Source organism: Cupriavidus sp. IDO, assembly GCF_000812465.1.
Lineage (GTDB): Bacteria > Pseudomonadota > Gammaproteobacteria > Burkholderiales > Burkholderiaceae > Cupriavidus.
On the sequence record NZ_JWMA01000025.1, the window covers coordinates 19819 to 34162 of the forward strand.

At 67.9% G+C, this 14344-nt stretch carries 13 protein-coding genes; 4 read left to right on the forward strand and 9 right to left on the reverse strand.

The features are described from left to right. Window positions 1-236 precede the first annotated feature (236 nt). From RM96_RS08170 to RM96_RS08200, 7 genes are all read right to left on the reverse strand, one after another. A complete protein-coding gene (locus tag RM96_RS08170; RefSeq protein WP_443112245.1) occupies window positions 237-1232 on the reverse strand; it encodes a tripartite tricarboxylate transporter substrate binding protein in 996 nt (331 codons plus the stop codon). A 77-nt stretch (window positions 1233-1309) separates the two neighbouring features. Beyond that, a complete protein-coding gene (locus RM96_RS08175; protein WP_039009574.1) occupies window positions 1310-2131 on the reverse strand; it encodes an IclR family transcriptional regulator in 822 nt (273 codons plus the stop codon). 135 nt (window positions 2132-2266) lie between these two features. Further along, a complete protein-coding gene (locus RM96_RS08180) occupies window positions 2267-2998 on the reverse strand; it encodes a CoxG family protein (protein ID WP_039009576.1) in 732 nt (243 codons plus the stop codon). Further along, window positions 2988-3464, reverse strand: coding sequence for a (2Fe-2S)-binding protein (locus RM96_RS08185; RefSeq protein WP_039009578.1), 477 nt, complete (start codon window positions 3462-3464; stop codon window positions 2988-2990). Before RM96_RS08185 ends, RM96_RS08180 begins: the two co-directional genes overlap by 11 nt. Before the next feature lie 9 nt (window positions 3465-3473). Then, window positions 3474-4340, reverse strand: a complete 867-nt coding sequence (locus RM96_RS08190) for an FAD binding domain-containing protein (RefSeq protein ID WP_039009579.1) — start codon at window positions 4338-4340, stop codon at window positions 3474-3476. After that, on the reverse strand, window positions 4333-6624 hold the full coding sequence (locus RM96_RS08195; RefSeq protein ID WP_039009626.1) for a xanthine dehydrogenase family protein molybdopterin-binding subunit: 2292 nt from the start codon (window positions 6622-6624) through the stop codon (window positions 4333-4335). The genes RM96_RS08190 and RM96_RS08195 overlap by 8 nt, the downstream gene beginning before the upstream one ends. A gap of 49 nt (window positions 6625-6673) precedes the next feature. Further along, window positions 6674-7666, reverse strand: a complete 993-nt coding sequence (locus RM96_RS08200; RefSeq protein ID WP_039009581.1) for a Bug family tripartite tricarboxylate transporter substrate binding protein — start codon at window positions 7664-7666, stop codon at window positions 6674-6676. Window positions 7667-7989: 323 nt separating this feature from the next. On the opposite strand from RM96_RS08200, the gene RM96_RS08205 reads away from it, so the two are divergent. Next, the gene (locus RM96_RS08205; RefSeq protein ID WP_039009583.1) at window positions 7990-8508 is read left to right on the forward strand and encodes a MarR family winged helix-turn-helix transcriptional regulator; all 519 of its coding nucleotides are present in this window, start codon (window positions 7990-7992) and stop codon (window positions 8506-8508) included. Between the two features lie 34 nt (window positions 8509-8542). On the opposite strand, the gene RM96_RS08210 is transcribed toward RM96_RS08205, so the two are convergent. Further along, a complete protein-coding gene (locus RM96_RS08210; protein ID WP_039009585.1) occupies window positions 8543-9442 on the reverse strand; it encodes a LysR family transcriptional regulator in 900 nt (299 codons plus the stop codon). Window positions 9443-9548: 106 nt separating this feature from the next. On the opposite strand from RM96_RS08210, the gene RM96_RS08215 reads away from it, so the two are divergent. The 3 genes from RM96_RS08215 to RM96_RS08225 all read left to right on the forward strand — a co-directional run bounded on the left by RM96_RS08215 (window position 9549) and on the right by RM96_RS08225 (window position 12641). Continuing rightward, window positions 9549-10721 carry a TauD/TfdA family dioxygenase gene (locus RM96_RS08215; RefSeq protein WP_039009587.1) on the forward strand — a complete coding sequence of 391 codons (1173 nt, stop codon included), beginning with the start codon at window positions 9549-9551 and terminating at the stop codon, window positions 10719-10721. Then, on the forward strand, window positions 10718-11605 hold the full coding sequence (locus RM96_RS08220) for an isocitrate lyase/PEP mutase family protein (protein ID WP_039009589.1): 888 nt from the start codon (window positions 10718-10720) through the stop codon (window positions 11603-11605). Before RM96_RS08215 ends, RM96_RS08220 begins: the two co-directional genes overlap by 4 nt. 82 nt (window positions 11606-11687) lie before the next feature. Further along, on the forward strand, window positions 11688-12641 hold the full coding sequence (locus tag RM96_RS08225; RefSeq protein WP_039009591.1) for a tripartite tricarboxylate transporter substrate binding protein: 954 nt from the start codon (window positions 11688-11690) through the stop codon (window positions 12639-12641). A 70-nt stretch (window positions 12642-12711) separates the two neighbouring features. Here RM96_RS08225 and RM96_RS08230 read toward each other — a convergent pair whose 3' ends face one another. Next, complete coding sequence (locus RM96_RS08230) at window positions 12712-14019, reverse strand: MFS transporter (RefSeq protein ID WP_238587156.1); 1308 nt, start codon at window positions 14017-14019, stop codon at window positions 12712-12714. Window positions 14020-14344 lie beyond the last annotated feature (325 nt).

The window sequence follows — 14344 nt, forward strand, 5'->3', positions numbered from 1 at the left end:
TTCCGCCTGCAGGGGCCAGCCGATAGTCAGCGGCTGGCCCTTTCTTTTCGTCGCTGCCCTGCCAACGGCATGCGACAGACGCGCGCCTCGCTGCGGCGTCTCCAATCCCGCACATCCGTCGAAAGCCTAGGGTTCACCCTTGGTTGACGCCCTCAAGCTGCGCTCGAACCAGGGAAGCATTTCCTGGATAGGAGAGCAAACCTGCGGGTACCAAGTGCCTGATCTGAGGTTATCGCTTATTCCGCGGTGATCCCGTATTCGCGGATCAGCTTTGCCCATGCCGCGGTTTCCTCGCGGATGCGCCCAGCCAGCGCCTCCGGCGTGCTGGCCACCGGTTCCATGCCTTGCCGCTGCAGGTCTGCACGAACCGCCTGCGTCGCAAACAGGGCGCGCACATCCGCGCTCAGCGCGTCGGCAGCGGCTTGCGGCGTGGCGCGCGGCACCAGCAGCGCGTACCAGGAACTGACATCGATGCCGGCCACACCCTGCTCTGCCAGCGACGGCACGCCGGGCGCCGCGGGCGAGCGTTTCACCTGCGTCACAGCCAGCGCGCGCAGCGCGCCGGACTGGATAAATGGCGCCAGCGTCGGCCATGTGCCCAGCAGCACAGGCACCTGCCCGCCCACCACGTCGTTGAGCGCCTGGGTGGTGCCCTTGTACGGAACGTGCATCAGCGTCACGCCCGCCTTGTGCCGGAACAGTTCGCCCGCCAGATGCAGGCCGCTGCCGACGCCCGGGCTGGCGTAGCCCATCGGCGCACCGCTCTTGTCGGCCTGTTTCGCCAGCCGGATCAGGTCCTGCACGGAATTCGCCTTGACCGACGGATGCACCGCCAGCACGTTGGGCGAAGTCGCCAGCAGGGAAACCGGCCGGAAATCGCGCTCGACCTGATACGAAAGCGCGGGGTACAGCGTCGGATTGATGGTCAGGTTGCCGGCCGGCACCACCAGCAGCGTGCAGCCGTCGCCCGGCGCGCGCCGCACCGCGTCGATGCCGATATTGCCGTTGGCGCCCGGCTTGTTGTCGACGATAAAGGTGGTGCCGCGGCGCTGCTGCAGCCCGTGCGAGAGCGTGCGGGCGAGCAGGTCGGCCGGGCCGCCGGCCGGGAACGGCACGACGATGCGCACATTGGTGCAGGCAGGCGCTGCAGCCTGCGCGGACATGCCCGCGCAGGCAAGCAGCCCCAATGCAAGCCCGGCCAGCCATCGGCGCCGGATACGGCTTTTCGTCATCGGGATTCCCGTTTCCTGCATCGTGCTTCCCTTCCATGGCTGACCGCGCTCAGGGCAGCCCGCATCCATCCAATTGTTCAGCCCTGACCGAATGGCCGGACTTCCTGTGGCCGGTAGTCGAGCAGCCGCGACAGCTCGGCGGCCGCGCTCCTGACCTTCTCGACCATCATGTCGAGCTGTTCCGGATCGATGCGCGAAGCGGGGATGGTGGCCCCAAGCGCCGCCACCACCTTGGCGCTACGGTCGCGCACCGGCGCCGCGATGGTCGAGATGCTGGCTTCGAAGAAGCCTTCATGCAGTACATAGCCGCGCTGGCGGTCACGCTGCACCATCTCGTACAGCTCCTCCACCGTGCGCGGCGTGCTTTCCGAATACACCTCGAGGCGCGACTCCGGATACAGCGCACGCAGTTCCTCCAGCGACAGGTCTTCCAGCAGCACACGGCCCAGCACGGTGGCGTGGGCCGGCAAACGGGTGCCGACATTGACCGTGCTGGCGAACGGGCGCGTCGCCACCGACTTGGCCACGTACACGATCGAGCGCCCGTCGCGCACGACCAGGTTGCACGGATAGGCGATCTCGTCGCGCAGGCGGTCCAGCAGCGGGCGCCCCAGTTCGGTCAGTTCCAGCGAGGCCAGGTAGTCGAAGCCGAGCCGCAGCACGGCCATGCCCAGCCGGAACTCGCGCCCGCCGTCAGTGCGCTCCACGAAGCCCATCATCTCCAGCGTGGCCAGCAGCCGGAACACGGTCGAGCGCGGTACCTTCAGCCGGCGCGCCAGTTCGGCCGCGGACAGGGTGCGTTCCCTGCTGCTGAACTCGCCCAGCAGCCTCAGCCCGCGCTCCAGCCCCGGCACGATGTACTTGTCCTGGGCGTCATCCGGCGGCAATTCGGTGGTCATGGTTTGTCTCTGCAAATACGTGGCTGGCGTGACTTTCCCATATATCACGCCTTGGAACCCATAGGGTAACCGGAATGCAGACAAACCCTGCACGGCGGCGGGCCGGCCGCCCACCGCCATGCAGTCCCACGCTGCCTACTTCAGGTAGTCGCGCAGCCAGGCCGCGCACTGCTCGCCGTGCTGCGCCGGCCAGCGCACCACGATGGTCTCGTCACGACGCCGCACTTCCACGCAGATGTCGGACACCGGACCGCGGTCACTGCCGGCGCGGCCGAACAGGCGCGAGAGCAAGCCGGTGCCGTTGGCGACGCCGTTCGCGTGGCTGTTGTGGCTGGCCAGCACAGCCGGAGCCGGCGCTGCAGGCGCGGATGCCGGAGCCTTCGCAAGGGGCGCCGCAGGCACGGCAGCGGCCTGCGCCCCGCCCGGTGCCAGCCGCGCCAGCAGGTTGGCACCGAACTCGTCCCACATGCGGTCGGCCTTGGTCTTCATCACGCTCAGGCCGAAGGTGCCGAGCCGGCCAAGCACATCCACCTGCACCTTGATGCGCAGCTGGGTCGAGCCGTCGTCCTGTTCGGTCAGGAAGATCTCGCTGGACTGGCGCAGCGAACTGGCCACGGAGGCATCCTCGCCGGTGCCTTCGGTGCGCAGGTAGTGCGGCGCGCGGGTCTCGACGATCTTCGTGTTCAGGCGGAAGCGCGCATTGATAAAGGCGATCTTCACCGCCATGTGCGCGACGTATTCCACATCGCTGATGACTTCGATCGACGCCATGCCGGGCACGCAGGCGCCCATCACGTTGGGGTCGAGCAGCAGCTCCCACACGCGCGCCGGGGGCGCCGCGGTGACCAGGGTCTTTTCAATTTCCACGCATTTTCTCCGCGGCGGACAGGATGGACTCGACGATGCCGACATAGCCCGTGCAGCGGCACAGGTTTCCGTTCAGCCCGTGGCGGACCTCTTCTTCCGTAGGGTTGGGGTTGTGCGCGAGCATGGCGCACGACGTCATCAGGAAGCCTGGCGTGCAATAGCCGCACTGCAGGCCGCCGTTGTCCATAAAGCACTGTTGCAACGGATGCAGCTCGCCATCGGCGGCCAGGCCTTCCACGGTCATGACGTGGCGCCCGCGCGCCTGCACGGCGAGCATCAGGCAGGACTTGACGACCTCGCCGTCGACCAGCACGGAGCACGCGCCGCAGATGCCCGTCTCGCAGCCGCGCTTGGTGCCGGTGAGGTTCAGGTCGTCGCGCAGCAGGTCGGAAAGCAGGCGCCGCGCGGGCACTTCCACCTGGTGTTCTTCACCGTTGACGGTGAGTTCAATGCTGACTTTGTTCATGGCAGTTCCTTACTCCGATGCCACGCCGAACAGGCCGGAGATGGTGCGGCGGGCGACAACGCGGACCATCTCGCGCCGGTATGACGCCGAGCCGCGCAGGTCCGAGACGGCGTTGATGTCGGCGGCGACGATATCCGCTGCCTCGGCGGCCAGCTCCGCGGTGACGGTCTTGCCGGCCAGCAGTGCCTCGGCACGGCGCAGGCGGGCGGGGATCGGCGTGGAAGCGCCGACAGCCAGCCGCACATCCACGCAGAACGCCCTTTCGCGCCGCACGGACAGCGCCACACTGGCCAGCGGCCGGTGCTCGGCCGCGGTGCGCAGGAAGCGCGAGTAAAGGCCGTCCGCGCCCGCAGCCGGCGGCGGCAGGCGGATCTCCGTGACCACTTCGTCGCCGGCCAGTGCCGTGACGTAGTAGTCCACCAGGAAATCCTCGATACCGATCACGCGCTCGCCGCCGGTGCCGCTGACGACGATTTGCGCGCCCAGCGCCATCAGGCAGCCCGGCGGATCGGTGGCAGGGTCGGCATAGCAGAGATTGCCGCCGATGGTGCCCTGGTTGCGCACCTGCGGGTTGGCCACGCGCGAGGCCATGCTGGCCAGCATTGGGTAGTGCGCCTGCACCACCGGCGAGCGCGCGACATCGGCATGCAGCGCCAGCGCGCCGATGCGCAGGCCACCGCGCGGATCGAACCCGATGCGGCGCAGATCTTCTAGCCGGCCGAGCGAGACGAGATGGCTCGGCGTCAGCATGCGTTGGCGCATGCCCAGCATCAGCGCGGTGCCGCCGGCAAACACGCGGCAGCTGTCGCCCAGGTCGGCCAGCATGCGGCTGGCCTCGGCCACGGACGCCGGTTCGAGAAACTCGAAATCACGCATGCGCGGCCTCCTTCTGATTCTGCTCACGCAGTGCCGCCAGCACCTTTTCCGGCGTGATGGGCAGCGAATGGATGCGTATGCCGATGGCATCGTGCACCGCGTTGGCAATCGCCGCGGCGCCCGGCAGGATGGCCGTCTCGCTGGCCCCCTTGGCGCCGTAGGGGCCGTTGGGGTCATTGGATTCGACCACGTCCGTGCGCAGCATCGGCACGGCATCGGCAGTGGGCATGGTGTAGTCGGCGAAGTTGCCGTTCATCAGGCGTCCGTCTTCGTAGTGCAGGTTTTCGTAGAGCGTCCAGCCGATGGCCTGCACCGTGGCGCCGTGGGTCTGGCCGTGCACGGCGAGCGGGTTGATGGCCTTGCCGCAGTCGTCGGCGACAAAGCTGTCGATCACGGTGACCTGCCCGGTCTGGGTGTCGACCTCAACTTCCACCGCCTGCGCCGCGAACGAATAGGCGGGCGCGATGTTGCCGTAGTAGTTGGCGTCATGCATGACGGTTGGGGCGTCGTAGGTGGCGCGCACATGAATGCCCTCGCCGCCGTGGCGGAAGATGTGCAGGCGGGCGATCTCGGCCAGCGTGGCGGACTTGTCCGGCTGGCCAGTGGCGCTGATGCGGCCGTCGGCAATTACCAGCTTGTCGGCTTCCACTCCCAGCTTCCCGGCCGCCAGCGCCAGCAGCTTTTCGCGCGCCTCGCGAGCCGCACGCAACACGGCATTGCCCGCGATGATGGTCACGCGCGAGGCCAGCGAGCCCAGGCAGAACGGCGCGGCATCGGTATCGGGTGCCATCACGGTAACGTGCGACAGCGGAATGCCCAGCTCCTGCGCGCAGATCTGGCTGAGCATGGTGTTGGCGCCCTGCCCCATGTCGCACTCGCTGGTCTGCAGTATCACGCGGCCGTCTTCGTTGAGCTTGAGCAGGATGGTCGAGCCGTCCCAGTTGCCCAGCGTGCGGTTTCCGCTGACGTGCATCGCGGCGGCGATCCCGACGCCGCGGCGGCGCGTGCCGGTGCCGCGCGGAGCGGCGCGCTTTTCGTCCCAGCCGATGGCGGCGCGCGTCATGTCCAGGCACTCCACCATGCCGGTGCTGCCGATCTTCCAGCCGTGCACGCTGGTGTCGCCGGTGCGGATGGCGTTGCGCTTGTGCACTTCCACCGGATCGATGCCGACCATGCCGGCCAGCACGGTCAGGTGGCAGTTGAGCGGGAACTGCATCTGCTGGCCGCCGAAGCCGCGGAACGCGCCGCGCGGCGGATTGTTGGTGTAGGCCAGCACCGCGTGCGAGCGCACGTTCCCGACGCGGTGCATATTGTCGCTGCGCATGGCAGTCACATGCATCACGTCACCGGCGAGCCCCGAGTAGGCGCCGCACTCGGCAACGATGCGCACGGCCTTGGCAACGATCATGCCGGCCGCCGACAGGCCCATGCGCAACCACACCTTTGCGGGAACGCTTGCGCGGGCACCCTGGAAATCCTCCAGCCGGTTGTTCACCAGCCGCACGGGCCGATCGAGCCGGCTCGCCAGGAAGGCGCAGATCAGGCTGTTGTTCTCCTCGACGATCTTCGCGCCAAAGCCGCCACCGGTAGTGGCCTGAACCACGCGGATGGTCGAGGCCGGACGATCCAGCGCCTCGGCCATGCGGGCCCGGGCCAGGAACACCGACTGCGTCGATGCCCACACCGTCAGGCGCTCGTTGCCGTCCTGCGCTGCCACCGACGCCATCGGCTCCAGGTAGCCCGGATACTGCGAGTGCATCTCGTAAGTGGCCTCGTATACGGCAGCGGCGGCGGCAAAGCCGGCCTCCACGTCGCCGCGTTCGATGCGCATCTCGTGGCCGATATTGCGGGTGCCGGCGTGGATCTCCGGCGCCCCTTCGGCCAGCGCGGCGTCGGGCGTGAGCACGGCGGGCAATGCTTCGTATTCGATGCGGATCAGGTCCAGCGCATCGCGTGCGATCTCCTCGCTCACCGCGACCACCGCGGCCACCTCTTCGCCAACGTGGCGCACCACACCGGTGGCAAGAATGCGGTGCTCCTTGCGGTGCGGCCCCCACAGCCGCGCGGGCGTATCGCAGCCGGTCACCACCAGTTTCACGCCGGGCAGCGCCTTCGCCGCCGACGTATCGATGCTGACGATGCGGGCATGCGGATGCGGGCTGCGCAGCACCCTGGCGTGCAGCATGCCGGGCAGCTTGATGTCGCCGGCATACTGCGCGCGCCCCATGACCTTCTCCCGCGCGGTCACCTGCGGCGGGGACGTTCCCACGATGGCCTTGCTCATGCCGGCCTCCTGCTTGTCGTGTTGCATGAATGCGATGCGCCGGCCGCGATCATTCGGCCGTGATCCCCAGGTCGCGGATGACCTTGCCCAGGCGCTCGTAGTCGGCGGCATTGACCTTGTCCAGCGCGGCGGGCGCACCGCCCACCGGGCTGGCGCCGAAGGTGGCCATCTTCTCCGCCACGTCGGGCAGGCGGATGACCTCGTTGAGCTGCTGGTTCAGCACCTTGACCACTTCGGCCGGCGTGCCCCTTGGCGCCATCACGCCATGCCAGGCGCCGACCACCACGTCCTTGTAGCCGAGCTCGGCCAGCGTCGGCACGTTGGGCAGCAGCGGCGAGCGCTTCGCATCGGTGATCGCCAGCGGAATCAGCCGGCCGGTGTTGATGTACTGCGCCACCGGACCCAGCGTGACGTAGGCGAAGTTCACATGGCCCGCCACCACGTCGTTGACGGCCGGCGCCACGCCCTTGTACGGCACGTGCTGGATCTTCACGCCGGCGGCGCGGTTGAGCATCTCGCCGGCGATATGCATCGGCGACCCCGCACCGGGGCTGCCGTAGGTCAGCGCCTTGCCCGACTTCGCCGCGGCGATCATCTCCGGCACGGTCTTCACGCCCGCCGCCGGGTTGGCCACCAGCAGCACCGCCTGCACCGCGGTCTGGATCACGGGCGTGAAGCCATGCAGCGGGTCATAGCTGGCCGAGGGCGCGAGCTTGAGCACCATCGGCGCCAGCGTGAACGGGTTGGGCGTGTACAGCAGCGTGTAGCCATCGGCCGGCGCCCGACTGACAAAGCTCGCGCCTACCACGCCGCCCGCGCCGGGGCGGTTTTCGACGATGACCGGTTGCTTGAGGCGGGCGGACAGCTTGTCGGCGTACAGGCGCGCCATGGCATCGGTGTCGCCACCTGGCGGATAGGCCACGACCATGGTTACGGTCTTGGACGGATACGGGGCGCTGGCCAGCGCGCTGCCCGCGGCAAGCGCGAGCGCGGCCATGGCGGTGGCGGCAAGGAAAAGGCGGCGGGGGCGATCTTGTCTCATCAACAGCTCCTGTGGGAGGCGCATTCGCGGCGTTGGAGTGGGCTGTTGTGCGCACCGCGAAAAACAGGGTTGGCTCGGTTCACAACACTTCGTTGTTTCATTGGTAAAACGTATGTTCACAAAAGGAACATTTGCATCCTAGGTGGCTTAAGTTGACAACTCAACTTACGTTAACCACCAATTGACTTGATTCTTTTTATCGAGTCGTTTTTTATGCGGCAAGGTAAGCACATGGCCGCAGCAAGGGCCATGGCTGTGAGACAATCGGGCCCGCCAACCGGCCCTGAATCCGCGGCCGGCAGAGACCAGATCAAGAGGACCGCATGCCCCGTGACGCCGCGCCCGCCAGGGACCAGCCCACGCCCGATGACGCAGCAACCAGCCCGTGGACCGACCTTGACGAAGCCGGCAGCGGCCTGACCGTCGACAATTTCCTGACCACCATGCTCAGCCAGCTGGTTACAGCGCTGCGCAGCACCGTGACCCGGCCCTATGCCGAGCAGTTCGGACTGACCGTGCCGGAATGGCGCATCCTGGCGCTCCTGGCGCACGCGAAGGAGCTGCCGTTCGCTGAGCTGGTCGAGCAGTCGACCTCGGACAAGGCGCTGGTCAGCCGCACGCTGCGGCTGCTGGAAGAGCGCGGCCTGGTTCACCTGACCTCGGCGGGCAGCACGCCGCGCAAGAAGCTGATCTGCGCGGTGACCGAGGCCGGCACGGCGCTGCACGACCAGGTGATGCCGCTGGCGCGGCGCGGGCAGGCGGAGGTGATCCGCCAGCTATCGCCGGCGGAGCGTGAAGCGGTCTACCTGGGGCTGCGCAAGCTGTTGCGCGCCCAGTCCTGAGCGCAAGCGCAGGAAAACCGCGGGGCGCGCCGCTTCAGTGCCGCCCTACCACCTGCTGGCGCTGGTATGAAGCCAGTGCCAGCCGCATGGCATCGCGCACCGCGGCGACCGAGCGGTTGTCGTCATCGCTCTTGCGGGTCACCATCGACATGGTCAGTATCGGCGCCGCCCGGCCCAGCCGCACCAGCCGCACCGGATAGTTCTGCACCAGTGCCGGGTCGGGACCTTGCAGGATCGACACCCCCAGCCCGGCGCTGACCATCGCGACGATGGCCGGGGCGCTGTCGAACTCCAGCGTGCCCCGGATCTCCGATACATGCGCATGGACGTATTGCGCCGCCATCGCGCCCGATACCGTATTGCGGTCATAGCGAATCCAGTCATACAGGCGGAACAGTGAAGCCACATTGGTCTCGGTCGCGCCGGGCGGCGCGATCAGCACCAGTTCGCGCCGCATCATCGGCGTCCAGCGCAAGCGGGCCGAACCGCCGGACTCAGGCTGCGCCACCAGCGCCGCATCGATATCGCCAGCCTTGACCGCCGCCGTCAGCGTGCTGCTGCGGCCACGCACCAGGCGCAGGTCCAGCCGCGGATGCCGCTCGCGTACATAGCGCACGATCCCGGGCAGCACGATCGGCTGCAGCGATTCGATCACTCCCAGCCGCACCACCCCCTCTACCACCAGCCCGCCGCCGACGCGCAACGCCTCCAGGTTCTGCAGCGCCTGGCGCATGGTTTCGGCCACCTCATGCGCGAGCTGGTTCGGCCGTGCCTGTAGTCCGGAGCGGTCGAACAGCGGCTTGCCCAGGTACTGCTCGAGCTGCTTCATCTGCATGCTGACGGCACTTGGCGTGACGTTGGCCTGGCGCGCGCCCCCCGCGAAGGTACCGGTCTGCAGCACCGCTTCAAGCGTATGGAAGGTCTCAATCTTCATCAAAAACCCTTATGAAGAAACTCAAATAAGTTCGCTTTTCTAATGATATGCCACCTCGCTAGACTGCCTTCCAACGTCACGTACAACACACGGAGGAGACCCCGACATGTCAGCCATTGCCGCATCCGAACGCCCCCTGCCCTGGACCGCCCGACAAGCCCGCGAAGACCGCGGCTGGGTCCTGCGCATGACCGAGGCGGAGGTCCAGGGCATGCGCGACGCCCTCAACCATGCCAGGACGCTGGGCAAGCCGCTGCTGGCCATGGTGCAGGCGGACTTCCCGCTGAACGAGGCCGCGCGCGGCGTGCTCCGGCGCGCCATCGGCATCACGCAGGGCGGCTGGGGCATGTGCCTGGTCAAGGGCTTCCCGGTGGACGAATGGAGCGAGGAAGAATCGCGCCTGGCCTACTGGGGCATGAGCCTGTATATGGGCGTGGGGCGCACGCAGAACCGCGCCAGCCAGTTCATGAACGATGTGCGCAACGAGGGCGGCGAGTACAAGGTCAAGGGCGGCCGCGGCTACAACACCAATGTCGGGCTGGACTTCCACCAGGACTCCTGCGACGTGGTGGGCCTGCTGTGCCGCCGCACCGCCAGGGCCGGCGGCACCAGCAAGGTGATCAGCTCGATCGCGCTGCATGACGCCGTGCAACGCCGCCGCCCGAACCTGATTCCGGTGCTCAAAGGCACCTTCTTCCACAGCTACCAGGGCACGCAGGACCCGTCGCAGCCGCCGTACTACCGCTGCCCGATCTTCGGCAGCCACCCTGAGTACTTCTCCGCCCGCACCAACCGCAAGAACACCGATGCCGCCCAGCGCGACTTCCCCGAGCTGCCGCGCCTGACGCCGGCGCAGGTCGAGGCGCTGGACCTGCTTGACGAACTGATGCCGAGCGACGAACTCTGCTTCACCATGGCGCTGGAACAGGGCGACATGCAGTTGCTGAACAACTACGTCACGCTGCACTCACGCACGCCGTTCGAGGACTATGAAGAGCCGGACCGCAAGCGCCACCTGTTCCGCCTGTGGCTGGCCGTGCCGGGTTCGCAACCGCTGCCCGACGACTGGAAGGAATACTATGGCGACGTGCGTGCCGGATCGGTGCGCGGCGGCGTGCGTGGCAGCGCCATCACGCAGGCCTTCCTCGACTACGAAAAGCGCCAGGCGGCCGCGCTGGGCATGGCGTTCGAGACCTGGCGCCCGCAAGTGCGCCAGGAAGACATGGCGCGCATCCTGGCCGAACACGCGGCCAGGGCTTCCGAGGCAGCCACCGCATGAGCGCCACCGGCACGCAATCTCCCTCGCTGCAGGAACGCCTGCGCCGGCGCGAGCCGGTGCTGGCACCGGGCGTCTACGATGCGCTCAGCGCGCTGCTGGCCGAGCAGGCCGGCTTCGAAGCGCTGTACCTGTCGGGCGGCGCGGTCGCCTACACGCTGCTGGGCCGCTCCGACGTGGGCCTGACCACGGCCACCGAGACCGCCGACGTGCTGGCGCGCATCACCGACCGGGTCTCGCTGCCGGTGATCGTCGATGGCGACACCGGCTACGGCAACGCGCTCAACACGCAGCGCACCGTGCGCGCCTTCGAGCGCGCCGGCGCCGCGATGATCCAGCTCGAGGACCAGGGCTTTCCCAAACGCTGCGGTCACCTCGCCGGCAAATCGCTGGTCACGGTGCGCGAGATGTGCGGCAAGCTGCGGGCCGCGCTCGATGCGCGCCACGATCAGGATACGTTGATCCTGGCGCGCACCGATGCCGTGGCCGTGGAAGGCCTGGACGCCGCCATCGAGCGCGCAGAGGCCTACCTGGCATGCGGCGTGGATGCACTGTTCATCGAGGCGGTGGTGTCCGCGGCAGACATGGACCGCGTCTGCGGCCGCTTCGCCGCGCGTGTGCCGATGCTGGCCAATATGGTCGAGGGCGGCAGGACGCCGATCCAGAGCGCATCGGAGCTGGGCGAGCGCGGCTACCGCATCGTGATCTACCCGGGCGGGACCGTGCGCTTTGCCTCGCACCAGCTGCAGCGCTACTTCGCCGGGATCAAGGCCGGCGGCAGCACGCGCGCCTTCATGGATGAAATGAACGACTTCGACGCACTGAACCGGCTGATCGGGACGCCCCAATTGCTCGAAGCCGGCCGCCGCTATGCGGAAGACGACTGACGGCAGGAACCGCGGCAACACCGCACACCATTAAACGATGCCCCCATCGCCAGAACCATAAAGAGAGAAACGGAGACAAACCATGCAACGACGCGAATTCCTCGCCCTGCTGGCCGCCAGCACGATGCTGCCCGCCAGCCTGCGCGCGGCACCCTCGGTCACCAGGATAATGGTCGGGGCCACGCCGGGCGGTGGCACCGACCTGGTGGCGCGCGCGCTGGCCGCCGAACTGGAGCAGCGCCGCAAGCAGCCCTACATCGTAGAAAACCGCGGCGGCGCGGCCGGCAATATTGCCGCGACGGCCGTGGCGAAGGCCGATCCCGATGGCGGCACGCTGCTGCTCTGCTACACCAGCCACGCCATCAATCCGGCCCTGTTCGACAAGAAGCCGTTTGATCCGATCAAGGATTTCACGCCGATCTCGCTGATCGCCACGTCGCCGCTGCTGCTGGTGTCGCGGCCTGACCTGGGTGTGTCCAACGTGCGCGAGCTGATCGCGCTGGCCAAGTCCAGGCCGGGCAAGCTCAGCCTCGCCGTGGCCGGCGTTGGCAGCGCTAACCACCTGGCGGGCGAGATGCTGAAACATGAGGCCGGCATCGACCTGGTCAGCGTGCCCTACAAGGGCGCGGCGCCGGCGGTGGCCGACGTGGTCGCCGGCCAGGCCGACCTGCTGCTTGGCAACGTCGCCACGGTGCAACCCCTGTTGCAGGCGGGCAAGATCAAAGGGCTGGGGGTCAGCAGCCCGCAGCGGCTGGCGGCGTTTCCGCATATCGCGCCGATTGCGGACGTGGTGCCCTCCTTTAATTACAACTCCTGGTATGGCCTGCTTGGCCCCGCCGGCATGCCGGCGGATACGGTCGCGCAGCTGGAGGCGGCAGTGCGAGCGGCGGTGGCTTCACCGGCAATGCGCAAGCGGCTGGCCGGTGAAGGGCTGGTGCCGGTAGGCAATGACGCTGCGCAGTTCAGGCAGTTCCTGCAGGAAGAGATTGCAAGGTGGGCGAAGGTGGTGGCGGTCACCGGCACGCGCCTGAGCTGAAGAAAGGAAAAAAGGGGCCGCACCGGATCCCGGCGCGGCCCCCAAGGGAACGGGACGAGCATGCGCCCGTTCAGACCTCCAGTTCTTCCAGCACCTGCCCCTTGGTCTCGATCCCGAGGAAGTGCACCGTCAGCGCAGCCAGCGCCGGCACCACCGCCAGCGCGAAGAATGCGCTGCTGAGGTTGCCGCTGCCGATGGTGCCGGCAATCAGCGACGGCGCAAAGATCGCCGCCAGCTTCAGCCAGGCGCCGCCCATGCCGCAGCCCATGGCGCGCACGCTGGTGGGATACAGCTCCGGCGTGTAGACATAGGCCGTGATGAAGCCGCTGGCCAGGAAGCCCATCGCCAGCGCGCAGAACGTCGCCACCACGTAAACCGTCGAAGCGTGGAACACGCCCGCCAGCACCAGCGACAGCGCGCACAGCAGGAACGACACATTGATCACCGGCTTGCGGCCGACCTTGTCGACCAGCATCGCGCACACCAGCGAGCCAACCACGCCCAGCACCGATGCGCCGGCAGCCAGGTTCAGCGCCAGCTGCAGCGGCGCGTGATAGACAGTCTTGTAGACGGTGGGCAGCCACGTCGACAGGCCGTACTGGATAAAGCCGCAGGTCGCCCACAGCATCCACACCGCCAGCGTGCGGCCGATATAGGGCTTGCTGACCAGGTCGCGCACGCGGCGGCGCGGGTGCTGGCCCAGCTTGTCGTAGGCGCTGACGTTGGCCGGCGGCGGCAGCGGCGTCTTCGCGCGGGCCTCGAACGCACGCAGGGCGCTGTCGGCTTCGGCCATGCGGCCCTTCTCCGCCAGCCAGCGCGGCGATTCCGGAACCACGCGGCGCAGGATGAAGAACAGCACCAGCGGCACGCCGCCGAGGAAGTACATCACCTCCCAGCCATAGTGTGGCACCAGCCAGGCGCCAACGCCGTTGGACACCATCAGCCCGATCGGGAACACCACCTCGTACAGCAGCACGAAGCGCCCGCGGCCGTGGGCACGCGTGACTTCGTTGATATAGGTCGCGGCCACCGGCAGTTCACCGCCAAGCCCCAGCCCCTGCACGATGCGCAGCAGCGCAAAGATCTCGAACGACGGCGCAAAGCCGCAGGCAATGCTCATCAGGCCGATGATGCCCGCGCTCCAGCCGATCGAGCGCAGGCGGCCGAAGCGCTCGGCCAGTGCGGGGAATGCCAGCGCGCCTACCAGCTGCCCCACCGAAGGAGCGGCGATCAGGAAGCCGATCTGCCCGGGCGTGAGCGACCACTTGGCGATCAGCAACGGCAGCGTGGCGGCAATGGCGATGACGTCGAAGCCATCGAAGAATGTCGCCAGGCCGATCAGCAGGCGGGCGCGGATGTGCATGGCATTGCCGGGCATGCGCTCGATGCGGGCGACGATCTCGCCACGCGTGACGGTACCGGCCTCGCTCGCCGAGCCTGCCGCGGCACGGCCGCCGGAAATGCCGGCGCCGTCGGCCGGGGTCACGATACTTGCGCTGGCCGCAACCTGTGCGCCGGGGGACGCTGCTTCTTGTCTCTGGATCAACACGGTGGTCTCGTCTAGTTCTGTGGTGGGGCAGGCATTCGCCGGTCTGAGGCGGGGCGCCACTGCTTCGGTTTGCTCCCCTCTCCCGCTTGCGGGAGAGGGGTTGGGGGAGAGGGCAGACACTTGCTATCGGCATACACGGCGACTGCCCGGCGGC

Coding starts and splice junctions, on each gene's coding strand:
- RM96_RS08175 (WP_039009574.1), bottom strand. CDS start 2,131: ATGACCACCGAATTGCCGCCGGATGACGCCCAGGACAAGTACATCGTG.
- RM96_RS08200 (WP_039009581.1), bottom strand. CDS start 7,666: ATGAGACAAGATCGCCCCCGCCGCCTTTTCCTTGCCGCCACCGCCATG.
- RM96_RS08220 (WP_039009589.1), top strand. CDS start 10,718: ATGAGCGCCACCGGCACGCAATCTCCCTCGCTGCAGGAACGCCTGCGC.
- RM96_RS08230 (WP_238587156.1), bottom strand. CDS start 14,019: ATGCCCGGCAATGCCATGCACATCCGCGCCCGCCTGCTGATCGGCCTG.
- RM96_RS08190 (WP_039009579.1), bottom strand. CDS start 4,340: ATGCGTGATTTCGAGTTTCTCGAACCGGCGTCCGTGGCCGAGGCCAGC.
- RM96_RS08205 (WP_039009583.1), top strand. CDS start 7,990: ATGCCCCGTGACGCCGCGCCCGCCAGGGACCAGCCCACGCCCGATGAC.
- RM96_RS08185 (WP_039009578.1), bottom strand. CDS start 3,464: ATGAACAAAGTCAGCATTGAACTCACCGTCAACGGTGAAGAACACCAG.
- RM96_RS08210 (WP_039009585.1), bottom strand. CDS start 9,442: ATGAAGATTGAGACCTTCCATACGCTTGAAGCGGTGCTGCAGACCGGT.
- RM96_RS08215 (WP_039009587.1), top strand. CDS start 9,549: ATGTCAGCCATTGCCGCATCCGAACGCCCCCTGCCCTGGACCGCCCGA.
- RM96_RS08170 (WP_443112245.1), bottom strand. CDS start 1,232: ATGACGAAAAGCCGTATCCGGCGCCGATGGCTGGCCGGGCTTGCATTG.
- RM96_RS08225 (WP_039009591.1), top strand. CDS start 11,688: ATGCAACGACGCGAATTCCTCGCCCTGCTGGCCGCCAGCACGATGCTG.
- RM96_RS08195 (WP_039009626.1), bottom strand. CDS start 6,624: ATGAGCAAGGCCATCGTGGGAACGTCCCCGCCGCAGGTGACCGCGCGG.